Below are 25,691 nucleotides of genomic sequence, written 5' to 3'. Positions count from 1 at the left end.
ATGTCTCTCTCCAGTAAGCCTTTGACTCCTGTGAAACCTGCGGGCATGGAAATTATTTTTCTTTATCCTTGTCCCCATTGTAGTCGTGAGGTGCCTCTGATTGCCCCTTCTCGACCTGCTATGGCTCAGTGTGATGCCTGTCGTGAGAATTTCCCCATCGTGCCAGTTGATGATCGAACCATAAGATATATGAAAGTTATTTTGTCAGGCGGCAAAGCTGCCATAGATCCAGACTTTCTGTAGTCGTTCTTTCGGTATGCGGTTAAGGAGCTCAACCTCTTTAACCGCATTTATATTCTCTAAAGTAACTCTAGACTTTATCTAAAGAAGCTTCTACCAGACCGCACTTCTTAGTCTTTGTTCGGTTTCGTGAGAAAGTAGCGTGAAGGCATCATGACATGAGTTGGCCTCACTATTGCTTAGCAGTTCTTGTCGTAAATCTATTAAAATGACGGGGAAGAACTGTGAGAGAGAGGGAGAGTAAGACGTATCTGGCGGTTATTTCATGCCTTTTGGCAATGCTTGCGATGAGTGTTGTTGGTGATTCTTCTGCATGGGCCAGTGACAGCCAAGTGACAAAACTGTCATCGGAATTGGTGGTATGGAAGTGGAGTTTTACTGTGATGGCTCTGCTAGCTGTCTTGGGTATAGGTGCTTCCATATGTGTGATGTATTTTCGAAGTGTAAATAAAATCAAAGTGATGAATGAGGTGCTGTCAGTTGTTGCCAGTGGTAATGAAGTCACTACAGATCTGATGATGCGCACTGACAAAATTGGCAACTTTAATGGTGAATTGGACCAAATTGTCAGCTACATTGGAGGGTTGAAGGAGCAGATATCAGCCAACGAAAATGTTGTTTGTGAAGCGCAGGCTAAAGCTTGTGCAGCATTGGACCAAGCTACCCAGGCCAGAGAGCAGGGCGAGGCTGCAAGGTGCCAAGGGTTACTCTCTGCTGCAGAGACGTTGGGTGTGTCAGTTAAGGAAATTCGTGATCAGTCTATACGTTTGGATAGTGCCTCATCGCGTGCTCAGGATGGTGCTGAGGATCAGCAGCGATATATTTCTGAAGCTGTTTCCGCGATGGAGGAGATGAACGCATCTGTTGCTGAGACTGCTGTTAATGCTGAAGCGGCTGCTGAAGATGCGGCAAAGGCAATGGAATATGCTCGAAATGGTGCAGACGTAGTTACTCGCACCCTTGAATCTATCAGTAGTGTCTCAGGCAATTCTCAAGCTTTGGCGGATCGTGTTGCAGGTTTGGGGGCTCAGGCTGAGGGTGTCGGTAGAATCATGAGTGTGATTTCTGACATTGCAGATCAGACAAATTTATTGGCCTTGAATGCAGCTATTGAAGCCGCCCGAGCAGGCGAAGCTGGACGTGGGTTTGCAGTAGTGGCCGATGAGGTCAGAAAGCTTGCTGAGAAGACGATGGAAGCAACCCGTGATGTCGGGGTCGCCATTGAAGGAATTCAGGATCAGGTCGCACAGACGATTGAAGGCGTTCAGGAAATGACAGGTCTTGCCGATGGAGCTGCGTCTCTTGCCAATGAGTCTGGCAAGGCGTTGGAGGAAATCGTTTCTTTTGCTGGTACTAGTGCCGATCGTATTCGATCTATCGCTTCTGCTGCCTCACAGCAGTCTGTTGCTAGTGAAGAGGTGACTCGCACTATTACTGAGATACACTCAATTTCTACTGCAACAGGTGAGGGGATGCAGGAAGCATCAGCAGCCGTTGTTTCATTAGCTGAACGAGTCGAAGATCTGTCCACCATGACAGGTGTTTTTCATCTAGTCGGTAGTGGCAAGGTGCAGGATGTGATTGGCGAGTTGGCCGTTTCTTCTGATATACAGTCTCGGGATCGTAATCGTCAGGAAAAGGTTATGCGACAAGCATTGAAGCGTAATGACTTTTTGGAGCTGCTCTATATCACCGATGATAAGGGGCGCCAGACCGTAAGTAACATCAGTGGCAAGGTGGCAGACTTTGCCGAGGACCAATCTGCCTATGGTGCTAGTTGGGCCAATCGTCCGTGGTTTGAAGGGGCTGTAGAGAATAAGACCTTTTATATTTCTGATGTATATGTGTCTTCAGCCTCTGGCGAAAATTGTATCACCGTATCCAGTCCATTTTTCAACGTAGACGGCAATGTGTTGGGGGTTATTGCGGCTGACGTCCGCGTGGCTGTTTAGAAACATATTGGAGGTCGATGCTGACTTCCATTGTGTTGTGATCAAAAAGGGCTACGGATGACCGTAGCCCTTTTGTGTTATCTTTGGGCTATATTGCCCTCATATCCTTATTATCTATCGCTTTTGTATTGCATCAGCGCATTGCCAGCGATGATAAAGCCTAATCCAACCACAGTTGCGGGTAGTATCTTTTCTCCTACCAGAAAATAGATGAATACGAGTGAAGCGAAGGGAGAAAGAAAAATGAGATTAGCAACACGTGTTGTACCACCACCATCCGGTTTGGCTGCGTATTTCATTGCCGTAAGCCAGAGAGCGAAAGTGATTCCCATTTCGAAAAGGCCAACATAGGATGCTCCGATAAATGCTTCAAAAGTGAGGGATGGTATTGAAGAAAATAATACTACTGTTAAAAAGATGAGTGGAAGTCCGAAGAGGAAATTGAAAAATAATCCCACCATGGGATCGATGTTGCTTCGTGTGTTAAAAATCCAATAAAGGGCCCAAATGATTGTGCTGCCAAGAGCTAAAGCTACTCCGACTGGATTTGAAAAATGGAGCGCGAGTACATTGCCGTGAGTGGATATGACCACAACCCCGATATAGCTAATGAGAATTGCGCAGATATCTCTAAAACTCATTTTTTGTCCAAGGAGGGGGATGGACAATAGTGATAAGGTGATGGCCCATGTGTAATTGAGAGGCTGGGCCTCCTGTGCGGGTAGCAAGTCATAGGCTTTGAAAAGGATGACGTAATATAGGAAAGGATTGAGTGCTCCGAGCAGTGCACAGCGGAGTAGGTCGTGACGATGGATGCGTAATACGTTTTTCAGTTTGCCCTGATAGGCGAGGATTCCTGCAAGGACGATCAAAGAAACTGTGCAGGCACATAGTAAGAGTTGGAATGGATCGAGATGGCGCAGGGATATTTTGAAGGCCGAAGCCACAGTGGACCAGATGCCCACTGTGGCCAAGCCAAATGTCAGCGCTTTTTTGCTATTAGTCACGGAGTCTAAATGATGACGTGCTTCTTGATATGAGCCACGACTTCGTCGGGATCGTCAGTGACGATGAAAAGATTAAGGTCCTCGGCGTTGGCAAACTTGTTGGCAACGATTTGATCGCGGAACCAGTCAACCAGCCCTGCCCAGAATTCTGAACCGAATAGAACAATGGGGAAAGGCTTGATACGATGAGTCTGGATAAGCACGAGAGCTTCTGCCAGTTCGTCTAAAGTTCCATAACCTCCAGGAAGGGCGACATAAGCAAGCGCATACTTGATAAACATCAGCTTGCGAATGAAAAAGTAACGAAAGTCGCTACGGATGTTCAGATACGGGTTGTTGTGTTGCTCCATGGGCAAGTGAATATGTAAGCCAATGGATTCGCCTCCATTTTCGTAGGCTCCCTTGTTTCCTGCTTCCATGAGGCCAGGGCCACCACCGGTGATCACAGAGAAACCTGCCTCCGAGAGCTTCTTGGAGAGTTCTACGGTGCTTTCGTATAAAGGCTCGCCTGGTTGTACACGAGCTGAACCGAACATTGATACGGCCGGACCGATTTCTGAGAGGTTTTCGAAACCATCAACGATTTCGGACATGATCTTGAAGAGTCGCCAAGACTCTTGGATGGAAAGATCGTCGATGAGGTACTGCTTGGAACGGCGCATCATGGTAGCTCCTTTATTGTATGTCATTGATTTGTCGTGTTCGAACGTAACGGGTTGCCTGATTTTCGTTTATGAGGCATGTAGTCCGAGGCGGAGGAAGATGTTCTTCATCCACTGTAACTTTCTTAATACACCGATTTTTTCCCTTTCGGAAGCGGATTATTACGCCTCTTTTCCATAAGGGGAATTGCATGAGGGTCCTCGATGAAAATTACATTCATGGGCGCTGCCCGAACCGTCAGTGGTTCCTGTTATATTATTGAATGTGGTGGTAAGCGTTTTGCCATCGATTGCGGCTTGCACCAAGGTAATCCGGAAATTGAAAAGAGAAATTGGAATTTTGATGAGTACGATGCTAAGAATCTTGAATTTATTTTAGTTACTCACGCTCACATTGATCATAGTGGTTTACTGCCAGCTTTGGTTTCCAAGGGATATAAGAATCCAATATATTGCACGGCACCGACTCGTGACCTCATGGAGATTATGTTGCTTGACTCTGCTCATATCCAAGAGATGGAAGCAGAGTGGGCCAATAGAAAGCGTCAGCGTACAGGCGTGCAGCTTGTGCGTTCTCTTTACTCTATTTCTGATGCTGAGAATACTGTGCCGCTTTTGGCAACAGTCGATTACGACAAAGTCTTTGAACCTGCGCCTGGTATTAAAATTACATATAAAAATGCGGGGCATATTCTTGGGTCTGCGTTCATCGAGGTTGAGTATGTTGAAGAAGGGAAGACCACTAGAGCTGTTTTCTCTGGCGATTTAGGGCGTCCGGAACAGCTTATCGTGGAAGATCCCGATGACGTTGAGCATGCCGATTATATCTTTTTGGAATCTACCTACGGTAACCGTAATCATCCCGGGGAAGAACGTAGTCTCGAGGAGTTGGCGGCTGCAATCAGCTACAGTTACGCAAGAGGAGAAAAGGTAGTCATTCCAGCCTTTGCTGTAGAGCGTTCCCAGCAGATCATTTACTCACTTTTCCTGTTGAAGAAGCAGGGTAAACTGCCGGATGACATGCCTGTCTATCTGGATAGCCCTTTGGCTATTCGTGCAACGGAGATCTTTCGCAAGCATCCTGAGTTTTATGATGAGAAAATGCAGGAGCTTATTCGAAATGGTGATCATCCTTTGGATTTGCCCAATCTCCATTTCACAGAGTCACGGGAACAATCTCAAGCTATTAATGAGACTAAAGGGTCTGCAATTGTCATTTCTGCAAGTGGCATGGCCAACGCTGGGCGTATCAAACATCATTTGCGCCATAATTTGTGGAAAGCTGGTGCCAGTGTAATCTTTGTTGGTTGGCAGGGGGTTGGTACTCCTGGACGTAAGATATTAAACGGCGCCAAGAAGATTAGGATCTTTGGTGAAGAAGTGGCTATCAATGCCAAGATTTTTACCATCAACGGATTTTCTGGGCACGCTGGTCAGGATGAGCTCATGGATTGGTTAGGCTCCATGCAGGGTAAGCCGGTGAAGGTCATCTTGGTTCATGGTGAAGCCGAGGTTCAGAAAGAGTTTGGCGACCTCATTACGGATCGTTTCGGCTTTGAAGTTCATATTCCAGAATACATGGAAGAGTTGGAACTTGAACCTGGAGTGGAATTGCAACCTGTTGTTGATATGGCTGTGGCTCGTCCTCATGTTGATTGGGAATTCCTTTTGCGTGATTCCGAGAATTTGTACGAAGAACTTCGCAAACGCATCAAGGACGTGGAGAATCGTCCATGGGTCGATCAGGCTGACCTGCGCGACAAGTTGCTGGATATCAATCGAAATATTGTCGAGCTCGTCTCGGAGATGTAGCTGATGCGTATAGTAAGCGGACAGTACAAAGGGCGCAGCATCAAGACTTGTGAAGGGCCAGGCTATCGACCGGCCACCATGAAGGTGCGTGAATCCATCTTCTCCATGCTTATGGCGAGAGGTGTTAACTTTGCCGATGTCCGTGTGGTGGATATGTTCGCAGGGAGTGGTAGTCTGGCAATCGAATGCTTGAGTCGAGGCGCTCAGGAGGCTTGGTTTGTTGAGAAAAGCAATAAAGCCGCAGGGTTGATTCGTAAAAATCTTAACGATTTGGGTGTAGAAAAAAGGCGTTGCAGAGTAATTAGCAAAGATCTGTTCGCCGTCCTTGGAAAGCCCCCTGAGAAACCCTTTGACCTGATTTTCATTGACCCTCCATATGGTAAGGATTTATTGGTGCCCGCTCTGGAAAAGGCCATAAAGAATGGTTGGATTGCAGAAGATGCCTTGGTGTTGGCGGAAGTCGAGATCGCAGTGGAGGCGCCCCACGAAGGGCCTATTGCAGAGATGGAATTGCTTACCGATCGTGAATACGGTCAGACAAGGATATTGTTATGGCGGAATTAAACCCGAAGATGGCGGTGTATCCCGGTACTTTTGATCCGTTAACCATGGGGCACGTGTCATTGATTCGGCGAAGCCTAAAAGTGTTTGATACAGTAGTTCTTGCTGTGGCTGAAAGTACGCCTAAAAACACTCTGTTTTCGATTGAAGAGCGAGTTAATCTTGCCAAGGAAGTCTTTCGTGACGAAGATAACCTGATTATTGAACCATTCAACAATCTTCTTATCGACTATGTTGAGAGCAAAGGCGCTGGGGTGATTGTACGTGGTTTGCGCGCTGTTTCGGATTTCGAGTATGAGTTTCAGATGGCTTTGATGAACCGTAAATTGGAACGCGATATCGAGACAGTGTTTATGATGACTGACTTTAAGTGGATGTATCTAAGTTCTACTATTGTTAAAGAAGTCGCTCGTTATAGCGGTGACGTTTGTGGCTTGGTGCCAGGGCCGGTGGTTAAAGCTCTTCAGATCAAGTATGGGTCCAAATTTGGTTGTGGCGATAAAGAGGATTAGGCAGTGAAATCAGCACCGCCCATTGTTTGCATGCTCGGCCCTACCGGCACAGGCAAGACTGCTGCTGCCATTGCGGTATCTGAACGGCGTCCTGTAAGTGTCATTAATTTTGACTCACGCCAAGTTTACAAAGACTTTCCAATCATTACTGCTCAGCCTGATGCGGAAGAGCAGTCTGCATGTCCTCATTTGCTCTACGGTTTTCTACCTACCGAAGAGAAGATGACGGCGGCTCGCTTTGTTGAACTTGCAATAGAAAAAATCGAAGAAGTGAGAGCTGAAGGGCGGTTGCCAATACTTGTTGGTGGTACCGGTATGTATTTGAAGTCCTTGCTTACCGGTATTGCTCCCATCCCTGACATCCCCGAAGCCGTTCGCACCGAAGTGTTGGATCGGGTTAGAAAAGTAGGGCCACAAAAGCTCCATGCTGAGCTTACAGAGACCGATCCCGACTATGCGGCAAAGATTCATCCTAACGATACACAACGCAATGCTCGTGCCGCAGAAGTGTTTATTGCTACCGGGAAAAACATGACTTGGTGGCACACTCACGGGGATCATAAGCCCGCTCCCTATGCTGCACTCAAAGTAGGAATGCAGATTGAGCTCAATGAGTTGGAGCCTCATCTGGCAAAACGGATTGGTGTAATGTTGGAGTTAGGTGCTCTCGATGAGGCGAAAGCTGCCATGAATAAGAATGCTGATCCTGAAGCTCCTGGCTGGTCCGGAATTGGGTGTGCCGAGCTGCTAGCCTATTTGCAAGATGAAGTCTCGTTGGATGAAGCTCGTGCAAGGTGGGTTAAGAACACTCGCGCCTATGCCAAAAGACAAATTACTTGGTTCAAAAAAGAGACAGATATTCACTGGTTTAAGCCTGGTGACAATGAGGCCGTGGCTAACCTTGTTGATGAGTGGTTGAAAGAATATGTCGCTTAACTATTGGCGATTTGCGCCAAATGAACGGGACTCAGATACCAGTTTAATGCTCCTTTAGACTTAGGGAGCATAACGTTGATTTGCATTAGTCCTCCATTTTCAATGTTGATTTCCAGATATTGATTGCCGGTGAGCAGTGCGGATGACACTTTTGCCAGTGAAGGAAGGTGTCCGGTAATTAATATGGAATCAAGGCCTTGGTATTCTTTAATAAAATTAATTGTTTCTTCAGGGCGAGACATCGCTTTAACAGTATCCGATAATTCTATCTTTGAGATAGGGTAGCCTGTATATTCTGCCATGATTTCGGCCGTTTGTATTGAGCGCGCTTTGCGACTGGCAACGATTAGTTCAAAGCGTAGCCCAAGTATTTGAGCTGCCTTGGCTGATTTTGTGATTTGCTCACGGCCCATAGGACTTAAAGGCTGGTGCTCATCGAGTTCTTTAGGCATGCATGAGCCGTGTTGCATAAGGTGTATAAGCATATATTGCTCCGATCTTGGTATGAGTAAGATTTGACGTTATCACTAGCCTAAGAGTGCGGCAAGCGGCTTGCGGAAAAAGCGCAAGCGCGATACATGCCTACGAGTTTTGCAGAACCATTGTTGAACACAAGTGATCATTAAGGATATATCTCCCCCATGTCTTTGAGAATAGTTTTATTTAGCGCCTTGATTTTATTTGTTTTTCCCGGTGTTGCGCTACCGTTTGAAGGCTATGTCCAATCTTATTCCCAGAATGCAACGTTGTCTTGGGGAACTGGTGAAATAGTTGTCCCCCGTGTCCTGGCTACACAAATTGGAGGGGATAGTTCGCTAAGTCCTTTGGCCGTGCGTAAAGCTACTTCCAGCGCTCGTAAACAGTTGCTTGATATTATTATGTCTGTGCGTATTGACGCCAAGCGTACCGTATCAGCATATCTTTCTGAGGATGCGGATTTGGCGGCACGGGTTCGAGGTGCTGTTCAAAACTCTCCCCTTGAGCGGCCTAATGTTTTTGGCGAGGAGGGGGAAGTCCGCGTATCCGAACACTTTCGGGGTAAACTCGCAGAGCTTGTTTTGCCGACCACCATACAGTTTCAGAGTGGAATTCCTCCCAAACTTTCGACCTCCATGGAACAAAGCATGGGGTATCAGGGAGCTGTGCCTGAAAAGGCCGGGTCGGGTAGTTCTTATACGGGTGTGATAATTGATGCCCGTGGTATGAAGGTGACACCTGCTCTGGTTCCTGTTGTGTATGGGCAGGATGGCGTGGGTGCGTATGGTGCATTTCAGGTGAGCCGCGCCAACGCAGTAGAGAAAGGAGTGGTTGCATACGCTACTGCGGCTGATCCGGCTTTATTGCGCGAGCGTGTAGGTGCTAACCCTCTGACTGTTCGTGCTGTTAGTGCTTATGGTTCTTGGCGTACTGATATACTTATTACGACCCCCATGGCTAATTTGGTGCGCGCCATCATGCGAACACCCGAGCTCAGTGAGAAGTGTAGCGTCGTAGTCGTAATTTCCGTTCCGGAAGATGAAAGAGATAAGGTTGAAGAGGCAGGAGGTGTCGGTTCCGTTCAAGCTGATTTGCCTGCCAAGGATCAATAACTATGCGTAAGTTTAGATATACTATATTATTGGCACTAGCGATTGCCTGTTTTGTCGCTAATTCTGCTATTGCTGGGAAGGTCCAGGTTTTCATGCCTAAACATGAGGACCTTTCTCCTATGGCTCTGCGGAATAAAGCCATGGCTGAAGGATTTGCCTCCGCTGTGCTGGAAGAGGCCAATGTGATGCTCCCTGCCCCTCTGAAAGAGCTTCGAGCTGAGGCCTTCAAAGAGTACATGCAAAAACATGCAAAGCCATATATTCAGGGGTATAAAATTTTATCTGTTCAGGATATTGAAGAGGGCATTATTCTTGATCTTGAAGTCAAGGTTAATCGGCGTTCATTGCGCACTGGGCTTAAGGGAATGGGACTGTTTGTCACTTCCGTAGAGCCTCTCAGTGCTTCAGTGATATGGCCCGAAGATTGGTCCGAGACATGGGGCGAGGAAGCAATGAGCAAGTTGCATAGTCTTATGATTTTGACCGGTATTCAAAACACCCCTGAGGCATATCCTGCCTTTAAGCTGGAAGCCGGACCTGAAAATTCTTTCAAAGGACGCTTGGAGACGGACAATCAAGAGTGGTTGTCTGTGAACAAGGACTTGGCTGAGGTGTGGTTTGGGCTTTGGAAACGTTATTTCTCTCAGGAACAGGCAGAGCAGATTCGTGCGGGTGTGCGCAAGCTGACCATCTCAGGTTGGTTCTCACCTGATGGCGTACTGGAGTTCGACAGGGTGCTTCAATCTTGGGAGTCTGCAGTACAGGAAGTCAAGCTGGTTGAGCTAGATATGCAGCCTACTGGCGTCGGTGGTGCTTGGGAAATGCGCCTTATTAGTGGAGAGCGGTTGGATATGTTGTTGCGCTCTTATCTACCTCAGCGTGGTCTGACTTATCAGCTTGCGGAGGATGCAGAGGAGTAGGAGGGGTTAGTGGGCCGAGACGCGATCTGGACAGTTCCAAATATACTTACGATTATCCGGATTCTTTTGACTCCGGTCTTTGTTATGGCCTATACGAGTGAGAACTTTAATCTTGCTTGGATCCTGTTCGCTATTGCCGGTCTAACTGATGCTCTTGATGGTTTTCTCGCCAGGATTTGGAATCAGCGCACTCAGCTTGGTGCTATGCTTGATCCACTTGCAGACAAAGCTCTTCTTGTTACTTCATTTATTTGTCTAGCCGCCAAGGGGTGGATACCTGACTGGTTCACAGTCCTCGTAGTCAGTCGGGATGCAATCATTATTGGCGGTTTAGCTGTCTTGAATTTTTGGGGTGTAGATGTTCGGTCGCGAATCAAACCTATTTGGATAAGCAAATTTACCACTACAGCTCAGATTCTTTTGGTTATTTTGGTAATGCTGAGCCGAACATTCAGGATTGAAATGGCTTTTACCCTCAGTGTCATTATTTGGGTGACTGCTGTTGCAACAGCGTGGTCAGGTATTGCCTATGTTAAGCGTGGATTTGAATTATTTGCTGAAGAATCAAGTGAGTGTTGAATCTCTTTCATTGAGATTGAGCGTCGTCGTTATCTATTTCAATTAAAAAAGCCCGACTGCATATGCAGCCGGGCTTTTCTTATACGAACTAGGAACTAGGAACTAGTCTTCTTTGTTCTCTTTCTTTTCCTTGGGGGTGACATCGATTTCTTCAGGTTCATTTGTAGCGCGTTTGAAGTTGCTGATTGCCTGGCCGATGCCGCCTCCTATTTCGGGGAGCTTCTTGGCGCCAAAAATGACCAGAACGATCACGAGAATAATCAGAAGTTCCCATACGCCGAATCCGCCAATCATATATGCCTCCAAAAAAGTAAAAGTCTTCAGATTGTGAGTTGACTGAGGCTATACACCCGCGTCCAAACGAGGTCAAGAAGATGCATCTTTTTCAATAGGAGAAAAAGCAATGTGAAATAAGGTGCATGGCCTTTACAATTGCTCTTCAGGGCTTTACACGTTTTAAACGACACGAACTGGTGTTGGGACAGGCTGTGTCCTGTTTTTTGCACCAATGTCTAGAGAGAAGAAAATGTCCGATGTCAAACGGCTTCCGGGTGATGGTTGCCGACATCATATCAATAAGCGCTGTTTATATGATGAGCATCTGAATCCCGGCTATGCTGAAGGATTTAGATGTCGAGTGCTCTTGCGCTGGGAAATCGCTTTTGACGAGTTCCTGGAAAGGGCTGATGCATTCAATATCGAGCAGGACGCTGTTCCTGACTTGTGGGGACGTAAGTTCGAAAGAATGGCACGTCAGGCTTTTGATTGCGAGAAGTATGAATTTGCGGGAGGTGAAGCTCCTGCTTGTGCTCAAGTGTATGACGGTCTGTGTCTATTGGCCTTGCCCCAGTGTGAGGGACGTTGTCGCCATTTCTTTCTAGTCGATGAAGATTGATTCGATATAAGGAGTTTTCCTATGTTCTTGTCTTTTCCATACATGCATTCAGAATTGGTTTCAGCTGAAGTGGCAGGTGATGTGCTTTTTTTTGATCCGGGTTTAAACGAAGATTCAGGCGAAAACATGTTTCGTCCTGAAGGGTTGCCCTTGGACGCTAAGACTGCGCGTGCCTTGATCAACGACTGTATCAACTTTGGCGAACAGTTTAAGGATCCTAGCGAGATGGCGTACTTCGGTGCTGTGACCAGTGATGACTTTTATGAAGGTTCTTCTATGTCTATCCAGGCCCAGCTAACTCGTCAGTTTGATGATGGAATGGGGGGCAAGGAGGAAAGGGAGAAAAAGGAAGCTGCGGCGCGAGCTCAGTTTGTGCTGTTGTTGGCCTGGTTCTTTGAGGAAAAGATGATCGAACTGAGATCTATTGAACAGGGCGTGAAAGACTCTTGGAAGTCCATGGATAAAACTCTAGGCGTGGATGACGGTGACCGAATTGACGAGCGTGTCCTTGATTTAGGGAATCGTGAAAGTCATACTGGAGGTGTTTCGGATGAACAGTTTGTGCCGCTGCCATGGAAGCGAATCATTGAAGCTCTTCCGGCATTCATCCCTGCTGGTGCAGTACTTCTGTGTGCAGAAGAAGATATTATTGCAGCTTGGGAAGATATGGATATTGCATTTTCCCCTGAAGTGAATGAGATGGGATTGCCGAAAGGGGCGATGGTCGCCACCTTGCCTGCATGGAAGTTTGCTGGTCGACGTAAGGAGCCAGTCGGTATGCCGCAGGCTTTGATGGAAGTAACCGTTGCCATCATTCGATAATACTTGGAGATAGACTAGTGGTAATTGCTAATCCGCTTATGAACCGTGGGTATCTTGAGGGCGTCAAGTGTGTGGTCTTTGACTGTGATGGCGTACTCATCGATTCGCTGGAGGCCAATAAGCAATATTACGGAATTATTAAGGAGCAGCTTGGACTGCCTCCACTTACTCCAGCGGAACTCTATTACGTGCATATGCACACTCATCGTCATGCCATTGAGCACATTGTTCCAGAAGGAAAATTGGACGAAGCATGGCAGAAGACAAGGGATTTTGATTCCTCTTCATTGGTCCAATATCTTCAACGATCTGATGGTGTAAGAGAGTTCTTGTCTTGGCTCCGAGGAGCTGGGTTTAGCTTAGCAGTGAATACCAGTCGGGCAGATACGATAGATTTTATACTCAAAATAATGGATTTAGAGGGTTTCTTCTACCCAGTGATCACGTCGGCCAAAGTCGTTCGTCCTAAGCCTCATCCTGAAGGTATGCATATGATTATGCAGGCCCATGGATTGTTGCCTCATGAGATCGCTTACATTGGTGATTCTAAGGTGGACGAGAGGACGGCGCAAGCTTCGGGGGTTCGTTTCTGGGCTTATCAGGATCAGTCTTTGATGGCTGATGTTCATATAGAAGATTTTTGGGAAATCAAGGCCGCCATGCAGCAATGTTATAAAGGTGGTTCTTGCCTGTATTAAGACTTGATTATTGCACTTTCGTGTGCCAGTTTACTATCATTGATATTATCGGCAGCGATTTAATAACTCGCTGCAATCTGGAGGCTTCATGGACTTGATTGTCCGCGCTATCGCAACTGTTCTTGGCATCGTTCTCAACGCCTATTTTTGGATCGTTATCATATCCGCGTTGCTTTCCTGGGTGAATCCTGATCCGTATAATCCCATCGTGCGTTTTCTGCGTGGTGTAACGGAGCCGGTTTTCTATAAGATTCGCTCTATTATTCCCTTTGCTGTAGTTGGCGGCTTTGATCTCTCGCCCATAGTGGTCATTCTGGCCATTAAGGTGTGTGAGATTGTAGTTGTCGGGAATCTCATGCGCCTCGCCTATTCTTTGGGCGGAGGCATGCCAATGTAGCAGCCTCTGAGGCTGATTGCTGGTACTTCCAAAAGGAGGACCGTATGACCGTTTCCAAGATTGATCTTCTTAATAAACAGTTCTCTCGTCGTATGTTTGGGTATTCCCGCATGGAGGTTGACCAGTTTTTGCTGGAGTTGGCTGAAGTGTTAGGAAACGCAGCAGATGTTCAAAAGGGGCTTAAAAAGAAAATCAAACAATTGGAGCAGTCGGTGAAGGAGTATCGTCAACGTGACGAAACCTTACGCGACACACTGATGTCTACCCAGAAGATGGTGGACGATCTCAAGGTTACTGCCAGTAAAGAAGCTCAGTTGATTATTGATGAGGCGCGGACCAAGGCGGACGAAACTGTTCAAAAAGGTCATAATCGATTGGCCCAGCTTCACGAAGAGATTGAAGATTTAAAACGGCAGCGTACTCGGTTCGAAGTACAGCTCAAAGGATTGATCAAGACTCACCTTGAGTTGTTGGAGACGCCTGATCCAGAAAAAGAAATCGCCGAAGAGCTGGAGTCCAAACTCAAATATTTGAAGAAAGTTGATTAATTATAGTCCTTTCATTGCTGCTAAAGGTAATAAAGTCAGACTGTGCTCTAAGCAGGGTGAATAACCAAAGAGAGCGCCTGACACGAAAACGCGGTCGAATCGGATTTCCGCGTATTAGTCGGAGATCGGTTGTCCGCATAACTGAACAAAGGAGCGGTACATGGAATCCAAAGACCTTGAACTCATTACCAAGTACGAGGGTGAAGACGCCGAACTTAAGGCTCTGTGGGATCAACATGTAGTATACGAAAAGATGTTGGAAAAGCTCGAATCCAAGTCGTATCTGTCTCCCACAGAGACTCAGGAAGTCAAAGAACTCAAGAAGAAAAAGTTAGCAGGCAAGACTCAATTGCAGACCCTGCTCGATAAATACCGCACGGAGGCTTAATTATGAAATTGACCGGGGCCCAGATACTCCTGAAGTGTCTGGAAGAGGAAGGAGTTGATGTGATGTTCGGTTTCCCAGGTGGAGCCGTAATAGACATCTATGACGAGATACCCAACTCTTCTGTAGAGCATATACTAGTACGTCATGAACAGGGTGCTATTCATGCTGCAGACGGATATGCCCGCGCAACGGGTAGGGTAGGAGTATGCCTAGTCACCTCCGGCCCCGGTGCCACCAACACTGTAACCGGTATTGCCACGGCTTATGCGGATTCCATTCCGGTGGTCATTTTCACTGGGCAGGTACCTCGTCCGCTCATCGGCAATGACGCGTTTCAAGAAGTCGACATAGTCGGCATTACCAGGCCGTGCACTAAGCACAATTACCTGGTGCAGGACATTAAGGATCTTGCCGAGACGGTCAAGCAGGCTTTCTATCTGGCCCGCACTGGCCGTCCCGGCCCTGTTCTGGTGGACCTGCCCAAGGATGTGCAGAATCAGGTTTTCGAGTTTGATTATCCGGAAACCGTAGAAATGCGTAGCTATAAACCTACCAAGAAGCCGCATGTCGGTCAGATTCGTAAGGTGGTCAAGCTGCTCAAGAAAGCTAAGAAACCTTTATTTTACACTGGTGGCGGCGTGGTCACCTCTGGTTCCCACGAAGAGCTTACTTGGCTTGGGCAGAATTTGAATATTCCTGTTACCTCGACTCTTATGGGGTTGGGAGCTTATCCCGGTGACGATGATAAGTTTCTTGGCATGCTTGGCATGCACGGGACTTATGCTGCTAATATGGCGGTCGCACATTGTGATTTGTTGCTGGCTGTTGGCGCTCGTTTTGACGATCGTGTGACTGGCAAGATTGATACTTTTGCGCCCAACGCAACCATCGTTCATATTGATGTAGATCCTACTTCTATCCAGAAGAATGTGTCTGTTGACGTTCCGTTGGTTGCGGACTGTAAGTCAGCCTTGTCTGCTTTAGTCAAGGAAGTCAAACCCACCATGGATGATTTCGATTGGACTAAGCATACCGCAGGTTGGGTGCGTAAGGTAAAAGAATGGAATGAAACCCATCCGTTGACTTACAATAGCGACGACAAGGTTATTAAACCACAGTACGTTGTGGAGAAAATTTACGAAATAACAAAGGGTGATGCTATTATCGCCACTGAAGTGGGCCAGAACCAAATGTGGGCGGCCCAGTTCTATAAGTACACCAAGCCCAATACGCTGCTGACGTCTGGGGGCCTAGGCACTATGGGGTACGGTTTTCCTGCCGCCATGGGTGCTCAGAAAGCCTTTCCGGACAAGCTTGTCATTGACATTGCGGGTGATGGCTCCATCCAAATGTGTATCCAGGAAATGATGACTGTGGTGTGTAACAAGCTCCCTGTGAAGATTGTCATTCTTAACAACGGTTATCTCGGCATGGTTCGTCAGTGGCAGGAGCTTTTCTATGAAAAGAACTACTGCGAGACTTGCATGGACGCTCAGCCCGATTTCGTGAAGTTGGCTGAAGCCTACGGGGCTGAAGGCTATCGTTGCACGGAGAAGGATAAAGTTGAATCTACGCTTCGCGAAGCCTTTGCTAGTGATAAGCCGTGTATTGTCGATATTCGGGTTGAGAAGGAAGAGAACGTGTATCCGATGGTTCCGGCAGGGGCTTCGCTGACTGAGATGCTGCTCGTTTAGGAGAGAATGATAATGAGTAAACACACACTTTCCGTGATGGTTGAAAACGAGCCCGGTGTCCTTTCACGTGTGGCAGGTCTGTTCAGTGGACGTGGATTTAACATCTATTCTTTGAATGTTGCCCCAACTCTGGAGAAGGGGGTTTCCCTTATGACCATTGTAGCCGAGGGCGATGACAACATCATTGAGCAAATTGTCAAACAACTGCGCAAACTGGTGCCTACCATTAAAGTCAAGGATCTCACTGAATTGAAGTCTGTGGAGCGAGAGATGGTCTTGCTCAAGGTCAATGCAGAGGATTCCAAACGCGCTGAGATTCTCCGCATTGTTGACATCTTCAGGTGTAAGGTTGTAGATGTCAGCCCCGACGAAGTGACTATTGAGGTCACTGGCGACGAGGGTAAGATCTCGGCGTTGGTCAATTTACTGACCCGTTTTGGCATCAAGGAGATTGCTCGCACCGGATACGTTGCCATGCAGCGTTCCATGCAAATCGACCTATAATTCGCAACCAGGCGATGCACCGGGCCAAGGGATTAGTCCCTTCGCCCGGCTTTTGCGCATGTTTATATAATTCAGGAAATTGCGGCCCAACGTGGCTAAACATATGAGGAGAGAAACCCCATGAAAGTGTATTATGAAAATGATGCGGATTTGAGCTTGTTGAAAGATAAAACCGTGGCAGTCGTTGGTTACGGCAGCCAGGGGCACGCTCACGCTCAGAATCTTCGCGACTCCGGCATCAACGTAATCGTGGCGCAGCGCCCCGGTGGGCCTAACTACGATCTGGCCAAAGAGCATGGCTTTGAGCCTATGGCTGTGGCCGATGCTGCCAAGCAGGCTGATATGATCATGATCCTGCTGCCCGATCAGTACCAGGCCGAAGTCTTCAAGAATGACATTCTTCCTTACTTGGAGGAAGGTAACGTCATCGCTTTCGGTCATGGTTTCAACGTGCATTTCCAGCAGATTGTTCCGCCTGCAGGTGTTGACTGCGTGATGATCGCCCCGAAGGGCCCCGGTCATCTTGTTCGCCGTACCTACACTGAAGGTGGCGCAGTTCCTTGTCTCGCCGCTGTAGCTACTGATGCATCCGGTAAAGCCATGGACATCGCTCTTGCATACGCCAAGGGTATCGGTGGTACCCGTTCTGGTGTTATCGAGACCACCTTTAAAGAAGAGACTGAGACTGACCTTTTCGGTGAGCAGGCTGTTCTTTGTGGCGGCCTGACTGAGCTCTGCAAGGCTGGCTTCGATACTCTCGTAGAAGCTGGTTATCAGCCCGAAGTTGCCTACTTCGAGTGCTTGCATGAACTCAAGCTGATCATCGACCTCATGTATGAGGGCGGTATGGCTAAGATGCGTTACTCCATTTCTGACACTGCTGAGTTTGGTGATTACGTCACCGGTCCCCGCATCATCACCGATGAGACTCGTCAGGCAATGCGCGATGTCCTGAAGGACATTCAGCAGGGCAAGTTCGCTCGCGACTTTATTCTGGATAACCAGGCCGGTCAGGTGCATCTCAAGACCATGCGTCGCATCGGTTCTGAGGCCCAGATTGAGGAAGTTGGCGGTCGTCTGCGCGAAATGATGAGCTGGCTCAACAAGTAAGCTCATTTAGTCGTATACATAAAGGTCCGGTTCGGCATCCGCCGAATCGGACCTTTTGTTGTTTAAGATGGTTTGAAGAAAGAGTGCAGCATAGACGGCCGTTTTATTCGAGTTTGTTGCAAAATAATTACTTGACTCAGTAATAAATGATCTATAAATCCCCCTCTCGATTTTTTGATTAAGAGGTTTAGTCATGTCTATGGATATACTGTTTCTTGGGGTGCTTATCTTTTTTGCTGAAGTCGCGGTGCTGACACTTGGAACCGTCAGGACCATGGTTACAGTGCTGGGTGAGTCTAAAGCAGCATTTTTTCTTGGTTGTCTTGAGATGACTCTATGGATTTTTGGCACGACTGCAGTGATGATGAAGGTCGGAGAGGAACCTTTTCTTGGTGTTTGTTATGCTGTAGGGTTTGCTACTGGTAATGTTGTGGGCATATTGGCTGAAAAGAAACTTGCACTTGGAAATGTCGTAATCCGAATAATAAGCGCATGGCACGGGCATGACATTGCTCAAGCAGTTAGGGAGAGCGGGTTCATGATTACAACGGTTGCCGGTGAAGGATCAGATGGTCCGGTGACAGTTCAGTTTGTTGTTTGCAAACGAACTGATATGAAGCATGTGCTGGCAACGGCACGTGAAATTGATCCTAATTTGTTTTATACATTTGAAACCGCTGGTGGTGCGAGTGAAATTCGCAGCCCGTATGAGAGCCGTATAACTAAACTTATGCGTCCGATAAAGCGTATCGTACCTCAAATATAATCGGTTAATAATTCTTGAAAAACAAGAGGCCCACTGCGAATGCTGTGGGCCTCTTGTTTTATAGGAATATGATTCTTCTAGGATTAATCTTTCAAAAAGTAATCAACAGTAGTGACGACTCGTACCTTTTTGATTTCAGGGGTGTATTGATCGCGGTCCTGAAGGCTAAAATACCCTTGCGTAGCACGGCGAATACCACCAACTTTGGACCCTGAGTCATTAGCGAATTGTTTTGCTGCGTTACGTGCGTTGCGTGTGGCTTCTGCGATCATCTCTGGTTTTATTTCATTAAGACCTGTGAATGCGAAAGTTGGTCGAAACTCATAATTTGGGGAGAGAAGTACTCCGCGTGACACAAGGTCACCCGCCTTCGACATGGCTCTTTTAATAGTGGTGATGTCTTCAGAACGGACGGAGAGAATGGCTTGAGCAGTGTAGCGCAGGCTGGGGCGTTGGTTGTAGTTGTTAGACTGATTGTCTTGTATACGCGGTGCTGCGTCGAGAATCTCGGCGTTGGCAAGTCCCTGGTCTTCAAGGAATCGCATGATTATCTTTCGGGCTGATTTTAATTGAGCATCAACATCGGGAAGGGTATCAGCACTTGCGCTGTAGCTAATGGGCCACATTGCGAGGTTTGCTTTGACTTCGCGTTCAGCAAGACCTTTAACCGTGACATAGCGATCCATCGCTTTAAAATTGACGAGAGCATTGCCAAGAATCCAGCAGCCGAGCACGATGCCAGCAGCTAAAAGAACGCCAGTAAGAGCTGGGAACGAAAGTCTATTGTCCATGGTTAATCCCCTTTAATTGCCAAGGATTGCTTGTTTGAACTTAGTACCGGGACCAGGGTTGGGGCCGATCCATGTCGCTAGAATGGCATCAGCGAAATCTTTGCCAGGGATACCGCCTTTGGGTTGGCCTGCGACCATGATGGCTGTGCCAGAGGTAGGGGAGTATGTAAATCCCATCACGTCATCTTTCTTCATATCAACCATCATGTCAGCGAGTTGTTCGAACTTTGCTTTAAGTTCTTGAGTTGCGTTTGGAGTATTGTCGTTTAAACCCTCTAGCCAGGCCTCGTTGATGGCTTTTGCGTCCACATTCCTTAGAAAATGCATAGTCATCATGCGAGGGGTATCGTCTGCCAGAATTGTTTTTGGATCAGATGTTTTCTTAGGAAGATATAGGGCTGCCACGTAGACGTCGAAGACGAATTTTTCGCGTAGAGCAAGACCATTGAGCACAAGCTGCTGGTCGTCAACCATCTGTGAATCAACCAATATGCCCCCTGCCTTTTCTGCAGCGGTAGATGGTTGGGGAGCAAGAATGACTAGGGTGATGAGGATTGCAGCAAATACGGCAAAAATCTTGTACATATTTTCCTCTCCATGATTTGGTCATATCAGGCTAGTTGAGTAATAAAATTGGTCAACTCATGATTGAATAGATCAGCTTCTTCATAAAATGGCAAATGTCCGCTACGCTCTAGGATGACGAGTTGGGAACCGGGAATGCTTCCGGCTACAAATCGACCAGTGGATGGACCGTAACACATATTTTTTGAACGTCCATACATAACCAAAGTAGGTAGTGTGATAGTTGGAAGCATGTGAGTGTAGTCGCGGCTCATGTAGTCTTCAAATACTGTCCGAGCCGTATGGGGTGATGTCTTCAAATGTTCCGAAAGCATCCACTGGTGAGCGTGAGGTGGGGCTTCTCCAGATAGAAACATGGTGTGGACAAACTGGGCACCATAGATTTGTTGATTATTCTCGAGAAAGTCCATGTCGTCGTTCATGGCATCGATGTTGTGAGCACGGCATCGATGAGTATTCCATGCTTCGCTAGACATGGGAGCTGGAGCTGTTTCTATAAAACCTATTCCAGCAAGACGCTCATTCCCGAATTGTTTCCAGTAATCCATGGCTATCGCTCCACCCATGGACCAGCCGATGAGGGTGACGTTGTCTAGTCCAAGAGCACGGATAATATCGTGTATATCTCGTGCGTTGCGGGGTAGAGATAAACCGCGCATGACAGATTGCGACCTTCCATGGCCTCGGAGATCCATCGTGATTATTTGGTGGGTGGCGGCAAGGGGGATTTGGCGACGCCAGAACTCTGAACTCATGGTCCATCCATGAACGAACAGGATGGGGCGGCCACGACCTTGTACGTCAATCCATAGACGAGTGGAGTCAGATGTTGTGACCCATCCGCCTACATGATTGTCGTTCTTGGTCTCGACAGCTTGAAAATCATTAATCACGTTGTGCTGGAGGCTTGGGTTTGGACTTGATGTCGATGACCGGAGTGCCATCAATAGCTTCTAGCGGTTCAACTGTTAACCGGGCTCCGTTTATGGCAACCAGGGTTACCCGGTGGAGGCCAATAGGGTTAGGACGGAAAGGGGAGCGCGTGGAAAAAACGCCACGACGTGGGCGCGATTTATCGCCACGAGGGTGGACATTCAACACGCTTCGGTCTGCTTTGTGGAACCATGTGAATATTTCCAGATCTGCCCCAACTTCCATGGCCTCAAGTCCCGCAATATAAGTAGGATCTAGTTCAATAGTTGCGCGAACTGCACCTGGTTCATCCTCCATTTTGGGAGCATTTTCCAAGTCTTTGATTGATGAGTGTATATAGCCGATTGTAACCAGCTCTCTGTCCATGAGGCCTCCTAATGGTCGAAATGATCAAATCCCTGTACCTTGAAAGGCTCACCATTTACCAGCAAATCAGGAGAGTCGGTGACTTTGCCTATGACTGTCAGGCCAGGGATGCTTTTCACCTTATCGAGGTTGTCTGGAGAAGTCGTGCCGAGCAAAGCGTAATCTTCACCGCCGAGCATGGCAACTTCTATGGGATCTGTTCCAACGCCCATGGCAAATGCTAGTACATTGCCATTGAGTTGTTCGCCGACAAGTCTGATGTCCGCTCCCAAATTTGGGCCGATTAGGCGGGGTAAATCCCGAGCGAGGCCGTCGGATACGTCCATAAGAGAGTTAATGCCTGCAGCATTGAGAAGGGTGCCAATCATGACTTTGGGTTTGGGGCGGAGGTGTGCATTGACTGCCGCAGGGAAGGCCTCCCGTCCTTTGTCGCCTAGCGCTTCTAGGGTCATGAGGCCTGCGCGGGCGAGGCCTAGGTCACCAACTGTGAAAATGATATCTTCGGGGGCGCAGTTGTTGCGGCGGATGAAATTGCCAGAGCCGCCTGCCACACCGAAGATGGAGATGGATATGCCGAGTTTGTCTGCACGGGACAGGTCTCCACCCGCCAGTACAATATCGTTCTGGCGGGCCAGCATGCTCATGGACTTGAGGAAATCATTCCAGAAGTTGTCGTCCAGTTCTGACGGGGCCATCAGGTCCATGGTGAAGGCCACAGGCTTGGCCCCCATGCCAGCGATGTCACTAATGTTCACTGCTAGCGCTTTGTAGCCAATGTCAGCGGCAGAGAAGTAGGAGCGGCGAAAGTGGACGTCTTCAAGGAATATGTCCGAGGACACGCAGTAGTCCTTACCTCCGGCCAGCACTGCGCAGTCGTCGCCGCGTCCCAGTTTGAGGAATTCGTGATCTCGGGGAAAATAGGTGTCGAGCAGTTTGAGAAAATGTTCTTCGCTTTTCATGGTAATGTGAGATTTTATTTGGTTAGAGTAATTCAAGGTAGTCGCCGATGATGGTTTTGATGCCGAATCCTGGAAAGTTAATTTTGTACTTGTTGGGTTCGGGGCGGGCGATGATTTTTCCTTTGCCAAAAATCTTATGTTTGCAGAATCCGAGCTTGCTAGGATCCTGCTTGGTCGAGGACGTCGGATTGTCCGTTTTAGAGTAGTCCTTGCGCATTGGGGCTGTTGATTGAGAAGCTTTGAGGCGTTTTTCCAGTCCGCCACCGTAAGATTCGTTCAAGCGGTCAAAGGTGTCGCTTGGTAACTCCAGTACAAACGGGCTCGGCAGAGTGGGGTCAGACATGCCGCTGGCACGGTTGTATACCGAACTGGGTACGAAGAGTTTAAGACACTGCTTGGCTCGGGTGCAAGCCACGTACATGAGGCGGCGCTCCTCTTCTAAATCCTCGGCGCGCTGCATTGCTTTGCGCGAGGGGAAGCGGTCTTCCACTAAATCAATAATGATAACCGCGCTCCATTCCAGCCCTTTGGCCGAGTGAACTGTGGAGAGAACCACAGCATTTTCTTTACGTTTTTCCTCGTCCGGGTCGCCATCTAGGCTGAGGTCGCCCAGGAATTGCTCCATGTCTGCATATCCGGCAGCGATCTGACCAAGCTGCTCCAGCCCGGCCTGTCGCTTGGGATAGTCGTCGGGGTATTTTTCTACGAGTATGGGCAGGTAAAAGGCCATGATCCGTTCCATCACCATGCCGGGACGTGGCTGCATCTTGCGCAGGGCGTCCAATTCGTTGAGCAGGTCGCGCAAGGTATCGTTCTTTTTGGTGATCTTGGCCATGTACTTTTGATCATCCGTGTGGATGGCCTGATATATTTTGGCCACGGTCTTGGGGCCTACACCTTTGATGTGCTCCATGGCGCGTTGCCAAGCGAGCAGATCATGGGAATTGAGGACTAAGCGCAGGAAGGCAAGTACGTCCTTGACGTGAGCAGCCTCGTGGAAGCGAATGCCGCCGAACTTTTGGTAGTCAATGCCAATGCGGGTCAGAGCTACTTCCAACGGGAAGGACTGATAGCCTGCGCGGAAAAGAACTGCGATGTCGTGGAGATCGTATTTGCGTTTGAGTTCCAGAATCTGGTCTACCACGAGTCGGGCTTGAGATTGGTCGCTCAATGGGTAGATCACCTCGGGGAGCTTGTCGCTCTTGAGGTCGGAAAAGAGGTTCTTGTCAAATTTGGTGGCGGCTCCATCCAAGACCTTGTTTGTCAGGTCAAGAATAGGTTGAACTGAACGGTAGTTCTTTTCCAAACGGATGACTTTGGCCCCCTCAAAGATGGTGGGGAAATCTAAGATATTCTGAACGTTGGCACCACGGAAGGCATAGATGGACTGGGCATCATCGCCAACGGCCATAACATTACCTTTGGTTCCGGCCAAATGCTTGACTATGCGAGCCTGTACCAGGTTGGTGTCCTGATATTCGTCCACCATAATGTAGCGGTAGCGGGCCTGAAGCTGGTTGCGAAGCGGTTCGTTTTCTTCCAGTAACTTATCCAGATGAAAGAGAAGGTCGTCATAGTCCACAAGAGCGTGATTACGTTTGAATTGGGCGTAACCATCCGAAATTTCATTGATGTCATCTAGATATGGGGAGAGATGGTAAGCCTCGCGTTCCATAATGGCATCGATGGGCAGCTCTTTGTTGCGGGACTTTGTAATCATGTCCAGCAGTGTTCCTTTCTTGGGATAGGAGCGGTCGCCTTTGCCCAGCTTGAGGGAGTCTTTTACGTCTTTGCATATATTCTCGCTATCCGTGCGGTCCATCAGGGTGAAGCCATTGTCGAACCCGATGTCCATAGCGTTGCGGCGCAGGGTGGCATAGGCAAAGGAGTGAAAGGTGCCGCCACTGGTTCCGGTGAGGGGGCGGCCAAGTATGTGTTCGGCACGTGCCAGCATTTCCTGCGCAGCCTTGCGAGTGAAGGTAAGCAGTAGGATTTGGGCCGGGTCTACACCTTCTTCCACTAAATGCGCTAAGCGGTATACAATGGTACGTGTCTTGCCCGAGCCCGCGCCTGCAATTACGAGTACCGGGCCTTCGGTGGTCAGTACTGCCTCACGTTGGGCGTCATTTAGTTCATTCTCAAAATCTATACTCATGGATTAATTGTCCGAAATGTTGAAATATTCCATTATAGTTCGTCCGATGTCGCGCATTCGTACAGGGGCAGAGCCTTCGCTGTCGAAAAAGATTGCGCCTTCCACCGTATGGGTGCCGGTGCGGCCGAAATGGCCAAATATGTCCTGTCTATCGAATTTGGCCTTGAGATCATAGCCGGGGCGAGCTTGGCAGACAAGATCAGGTAGCTGTTCTGAGGTTGCGTCAGGGTACAACTCGTCTCCTGTGTGTACATATTCCATGACGCGCTCCCCGTCCAAGGTTAAGTCCATCAATCCGGCACGGATGGTTTTAATGAGTGAAGAACGCTCAGTGTTCGCTACACAGCCTCGTGCGAACCGTTCGCGCGAATGGATATAGATACGGCCGGGATCAAGTGCGAACGCTTTGGAATCAGAGCCAATACATGTAGCATCCCATTCGTTGAGCGGTGGCTGCCTGAGTTTGAGCAGTTGTTGTTGCTTAAGCCATGTGTTTATGCAGACTTCGGTTTTGAGTTCTGTAAAACCATGATCAGCAAGAACGATTAGTCGCTTGGGTTCCTTCAGAGCATCGTATCGTGCCAGAAGTTGTCCTATCGCCTGGTCCCAATCAGTTAGAAAGGCCATGCAATGTAAATGCTGTGGGTGTTTTTGATTGAGAACGGCATCCATGAAAAAGTGGGATAGCCGATCTGTTTCAGTAAAAACATGAATAAATAGATCCCATGATAGATCAGGCCAAAGGATGTCTAGTGCTGCTAGGCGGGACCGTAAGGTCTGACGCAATTCTGTGAGGAGATATTCCAGGTCCTTCACGCCCCGGTTTGTGTCAGCTTCGAGTTTGTAGTTAACTTCCAACAGCTTTCCGGCAAAGAAGGGTGGGTAGGCCGCTTTGCTTAGTTCGTAGGATACAAATCCAGATACTAACATCCCTTTAATTGGTTTTGCTGGGTATGTATTGGGTAAGTTGATAACTCGAGAAACGAGTTTAGATTGGTTCAACCAATCAAATATGGTAGGGCAATCTATATGATTACTGTTGGTAATCGATAGTTCATAGGTCTCTGTATCTATGCGTGAAAAGCCGAATGTCCCATGTGTTTCTGGCCCTTTGCCTGTGAAGAACGATGTCCAATTAACGGGTGATAGCTCGGGGATTTCCGCACAAACAGTGGTGGCATGCTCGGCCAGTCTACCAATATTGGGAAGACTGCGACCAAGGCTCCGGGCAAGCTCAAGTGGCAGGCCGTCAAGGCCAAGGACGACTAGCCGTTTTTTCGATTGTGTCGGGGCGAGTAGTAAAGACATGG

General features: G+C 48.1%; 30 protein-coding genes. 19 read left to right on the top strand and 11 right to left on the bottom strand.

Going from position 1 to position 25,691, the window contains the following annotated elements; all coding sequences use genetic code 11:
• Together HFN16_RS18940 and HFN16_RS16300 are read left to right on the top strand one after the other, a co-directional pair.
• On the top strand, positions 1 to 243 hold the full coding sequence (locus tag HFN16_RS18940) for a hypothetical protein (protein WP_168891761.1): 243 nt from the start codon (positions 1 to 3) through the stop codon (positions 241 to 243).
• A 221-nt stretch (positions 244 to 464) separates the two neighbouring features.
• A complete protein-coding gene (locus HFN16_RS16300; protein WP_247648366.1) occupies positions 465 to 2,192 on the top strand; it encodes a methyl-accepting chemotaxis protein in 1,728 nt (575 codons plus the stop codon).
• A 110-nt stretch (positions 2,193 to 2,302) separates the two neighbouring features.
• Here the strand turns inward: HFN16_RS16300 and HFN16_RS16295 are convergent, their stop codons facing one another.
• Together HFN16_RS16295 and HFN16_RS16290 are read right to left on the bottom strand one after the other, a co-directional pair.
• Entirely contained in the window at positions 2,303 to 3,199 is an 897-nt protein-coding gene (locus HFN16_RS16295; protein WP_168891760.1) for a DMT family transporter, read from the bottom strand.
• Between the two features lie 5 nt (positions 3,200 to 3,204).
• Positions 3,205 to 3,861, bottom strand: a complete 657-nt coding sequence (locus HFN16_RS16290; RefSeq protein WP_168892400.1) for a TIGR00730 family Rossman fold protein — start codon at positions 3,859 to 3,861, stop codon at positions 3,205 to 3,207.
• A gap of 204 nt (positions 3,862 to 4,065) precedes the next feature.
• Between HFN16_RS16290 and HFN16_RS16285 the strand changes: the two genes are divergently transcribed.
• From HFN16_RS16285 to miaA, 4 genes are read left to right on the top strand one after another with little or no spacing between them, the layout of a single operon-like run.
• Positions 4,066 to 5,673 carry an MBL fold metallo-hydrolase gene (locus HFN16_RS16285; protein WP_168891759.1) on the top strand — a complete coding sequence of 536 codons (1,608 nt, stop codon included), beginning with the start codon at positions 4,066 to 4,068 and terminating at the stop codon, positions 5,671 to 5,673.
• A gap of 3 nt (positions 5,674 to 5,676) precedes the next feature.
• Entirely contained in the window at positions 5,677 to 6,237 is a 561-nt protein-coding gene (gene rsmD, locus HFN16_RS16280) for a 16S rRNA (guanine(966)-N(2))-methyltransferase RsmD (protein WP_168891758.1), read from the top strand.
• On the top strand, positions 6,225 to 6,746 hold the full coding sequence (coaD, locus tag HFN16_RS16275; protein ID WP_168891757.1) for a pantetheine-phosphate adenylyltransferase: 522 nt from the start codon (positions 6,225 to 6,227) through the stop codon (positions 6,744 to 6,746). Before rsmD ends, coaD begins: the two co-directional genes overlap by 13 nt.
• 3 nt (positions 6,747 to 6,749) lie before the next feature.
• A complete protein-coding gene (gene miaA, locus HFN16_RS16270; RefSeq protein WP_168891756.1) occupies positions 6,750 to 7,682 on the top strand; it encodes a tRNA (adenosine(37)-N6)-dimethylallyltransferase MiaA in 933 nt (310 codons plus the stop codon).
• On the opposite strand, the gene HFN16_RS16265 is transcribed toward miaA, so the two are convergent.
• Positions 7,679 to 8,134 (bottom strand): histidine phosphatase family protein, encoded by a 456-nt coding sequence (locus HFN16_RS16265; protein WP_247648365.1) that lies wholly within the window; start codon positions 8,132 to 8,134, stop codon positions 7,679 to 7,681. The two genes, miaA and HFN16_RS16265, sit on opposite strands and share 4 nt — an antisense overlap.
• A 189-nt stretch (positions 8,135 to 8,323) precedes the next feature.
• Between HFN16_RS16265 and HFN16_RS16260 the strand changes: the two genes are divergently transcribed.
• Genes HFN16_RS16260 through pgsA form a run of 3 tightly spaced genes read left to right on the top strand, consistent with a single transcriptional unit; the run spans position 8,324 to position 10,770 of the window.
• Positions 8,324 to 9,271 (top strand): hypothetical protein, encoded by a 948-nt coding sequence (locus HFN16_RS16260; protein WP_168891754.1) that lies wholly within the window; start codon positions 8,324 to 8,326, stop codon positions 9,269 to 9,271.
• A gap of 2 nt (positions 9,272 to 9,273) precedes the next feature.
• Complete coding sequence (locus HFN16_RS16255) at positions 9,274 to 10,191, top strand: hypothetical protein (protein ID WP_168891753.1); 918 nt, start codon at positions 9,274 to 9,276, stop codon at positions 10,189 to 10,191.
• A 9-nt stretch (positions 10,192 to 10,200) separates the two neighbouring features.
• Positions 10,201 to 10,770 (top strand): CDP-diacylglycerol--glycerol-3-phosphate 3-phosphatidyltransferase, encoded by a 570-nt coding sequence (pgsA, locus tag HFN16_RS16250; RefSeq protein ID WP_168891752.1) that lies wholly within the window; start codon positions 10,201 to 10,203, stop codon positions 10,768 to 10,770.
• 102 nt (positions 10,771 to 10,872) lie between these two features.
• Here the strand turns inward: pgsA and HFN16_RS16245 are convergent, their stop codons facing one another.
• The gene (locus HFN16_RS16245; protein ID WP_168891751.1) at positions 10,873 to 11,064 is read right to left on the bottom strand and encodes a twin-arginine translocase TatA/TatE family subunit; all 192 of its coding nucleotides are present in this window, start codon (positions 11,062 to 11,064) and stop codon (positions 10,873 to 10,875) included.
• Between the two features lie 232 nt (positions 11,065 to 11,296).
• Between HFN16_RS16245 and HFN16_RS16240 the strand changes: the two genes are divergently transcribed.
• The 10 genes from HFN16_RS16240 to HFN16_RS16195 all read left to right on the top strand — a co-directional run bounded on the left by HFN16_RS16240 (position 11,297) and on the right by HFN16_RS16195 (position 18,592).
• Entirely contained in the window at positions 11,297 to 11,665 is a 369-nt protein-coding gene (locus HFN16_RS16240; protein ID WP_168891750.1) for a hypothetical protein, read from the top strand.
• Positions 11,666 to 11,686: 21 nt separating this feature from the next.
• Positions 11,687 to 12,487, top strand: coding sequence for a hypothetical protein (locus HFN16_RS16235; protein WP_168891749.1), 801 nt, complete (start codon positions 11,687 to 11,689; stop codon positions 12,485 to 12,487).
• A 17-nt stretch (positions 12,488 to 12,504) separates the two neighbouring features.
• Positions 12,505 to 13,185, top strand: a complete 681-nt coding sequence (locus tag HFN16_RS16230) for an HAD family hydrolase (RefSeq protein WP_168891748.1) — start codon at positions 12,505 to 12,507, stop codon at positions 13,183 to 13,185.
• Between the two features lie 88 nt (positions 13,186 to 13,273).
• Positions 13,274 to 13,582, top strand: a complete 309-nt coding sequence (locus HFN16_RS16225; RefSeq protein ID WP_168891747.1) for a YggT family protein — start codon at positions 13,274 to 13,276, stop codon at positions 13,580 to 13,582.
• A gap of 44 nt (positions 13,583 to 13,626) precedes the next feature.
• A complete protein-coding gene (locus HFN16_RS16220) occupies positions 13,627 to 14,130 on the top strand; it encodes a DivIVA domain-containing protein (RefSeq protein ID WP_168891746.1) in 504 nt (167 codons plus the stop codon).
• 160 nt (positions 14,131 to 14,290) lie between these two features.
• Positions 14,291 to 14,518: a DUF465 domain-containing protein gene (locus HFN16_RS16215; protein ID WP_168891745.1), complete on the top strand. Its 228-nt coding sequence runs from the start codon at positions 14,291 to 14,293 to the stop codon at positions 14,516 to 14,518.
• A 2-nt stretch (positions 14,519 to 14,520) separates the two neighbouring features.
• Positions 14,521 to 16,212, top strand: coding sequence for a biosynthetic-type acetolactate synthase large subunit (gene ilvB, locus HFN16_RS16210; protein WP_168891744.1), 1,692 nt, complete (start codon positions 14,521 to 14,523; stop codon positions 16,210 to 16,212).
• A gap of 6 nt (positions 16,213 to 16,218) precedes the next feature.
• Positions 16,219 to 16,716: an acetolactate synthase small subunit gene (ilvN, locus tag HFN16_RS16205; protein WP_168891743.1), complete on the top strand. Its 498-nt coding sequence runs from the start codon at positions 16,219 to 16,221 to the stop codon at positions 16,714 to 16,716.
• A gap of 120 nt (positions 16,717 to 16,836) precedes the next feature.
• On the top strand, positions 16,837 to 17,826 hold the full coding sequence (gene ilvC / locus HFN16_RS16200; RefSeq protein WP_168891742.1) for a ketol-acid reductoisomerase: 990 nt from the start codon (positions 16,837 to 16,839) through the stop codon (positions 17,824 to 17,826).
• A gap of 193 nt (positions 17,827 to 18,019) precedes the next feature.
• Positions 18,020 to 18,592 (top strand): DUF5698 domain-containing protein, encoded by a 573-nt coding sequence (locus tag HFN16_RS16195; RefSeq protein ID WP_168891741.1) that lies wholly within the window; start codon positions 18,020 to 18,022, stop codon positions 18,590 to 18,592.
• An 83-nt stretch (positions 18,593 to 18,675) separates the two neighbouring features.
• Here the strand turns inward: HFN16_RS16195 and HFN16_RS16190 are convergent, their stop codons facing one another.
• From HFN16_RS16190 to HFN16_RS16160, 7 genes are all read right to left on the bottom strand, one after another.
• On the bottom strand, positions 18,676 to 19,383 hold the full coding sequence (locus HFN16_RS16190) for an SIMPL domain-containing protein (RefSeq protein WP_168891740.1): 708 nt from the start codon (positions 19,381 to 19,383) through the stop codon (positions 18,676 to 18,678).
• Positions 19,384 to 19,395: 12 nt separating this feature from the next.
• The gene (locus HFN16_RS16185) at positions 19,396 to 19,968 is read right to left on the bottom strand and encodes a chalcone isomerase family protein (RefSeq protein WP_168891739.1); all 573 of its coding nucleotides are present in this window, start codon (positions 19,966 to 19,968) and stop codon (positions 19,396 to 19,398) included.
• A gap of 26 nt (positions 19,969 to 19,994) precedes the next feature.
• The gene (locus tag HFN16_RS16180) at positions 19,995 to 20,723 is read right to left on the bottom strand and encodes an alpha/beta hydrolase (protein ID WP_247648364.1); all 729 of its coding nucleotides are present in this window, start codon (positions 20,721 to 20,723) and stop codon (positions 19,995 to 19,997) included.
• A 130-nt stretch (positions 20,724 to 20,853) separates the two neighbouring features.
• Complete coding sequence (gene tsaA, locus HFN16_RS16175) at positions 20,854 to 21,267, bottom strand: tRNA (N6-threonylcarbamoyladenosine(37)-N6)-methyltransferase TrmO (RefSeq protein WP_168891738.1); 414 nt, start codon at positions 21,265 to 21,267, stop codon at positions 20,854 to 20,856.
• An 8-nt stretch (positions 21,268 to 21,275) separates the two neighbouring features.
• A complete protein-coding gene (gene thiL, locus HFN16_RS16170; protein ID WP_168891737.1) occupies positions 21,276 to 22,226 on the bottom strand; it encodes a thiamine-phosphate kinase in 951 nt (316 codons plus the stop codon).
• A 22-nt stretch (positions 22,227 to 22,248) separates the two neighbouring features.
• Positions 22,249 to 24,381, bottom strand: a complete 2,133-nt coding sequence (locus HFN16_RS16165; RefSeq protein ID WP_168891736.1) for an ATP-dependent helicase — start codon at positions 24,379 to 24,381, stop codon at positions 22,249 to 22,251.
• Between the two features lie 3 nt (positions 24,382 to 24,384).
• Entirely contained in the window at positions 24,385 to 25,689 is a 1,305-nt protein-coding gene (locus HFN16_RS16160) for an alkaline phosphatase family protein (protein ID WP_168891735.1), read from the bottom strand.
• Positions 25,690 to 25,691 lie beyond the last annotated feature (2 nt).

The sequence above is a fragment of the Pseudodesulfovibrio sp. zrk46 genome (assembly GCF_012516435.1).
In the GTDB taxonomy this organism is placed as follows: Bacteria; Desulfobacterota; Desulfovibrionia; order Desulfovibrionales; family Desulfovibrionaceae; genus Pseudodesulfovibrio.
This window is presented reverse-complemented; position numbering and strand designations above follow the sequence as displayed.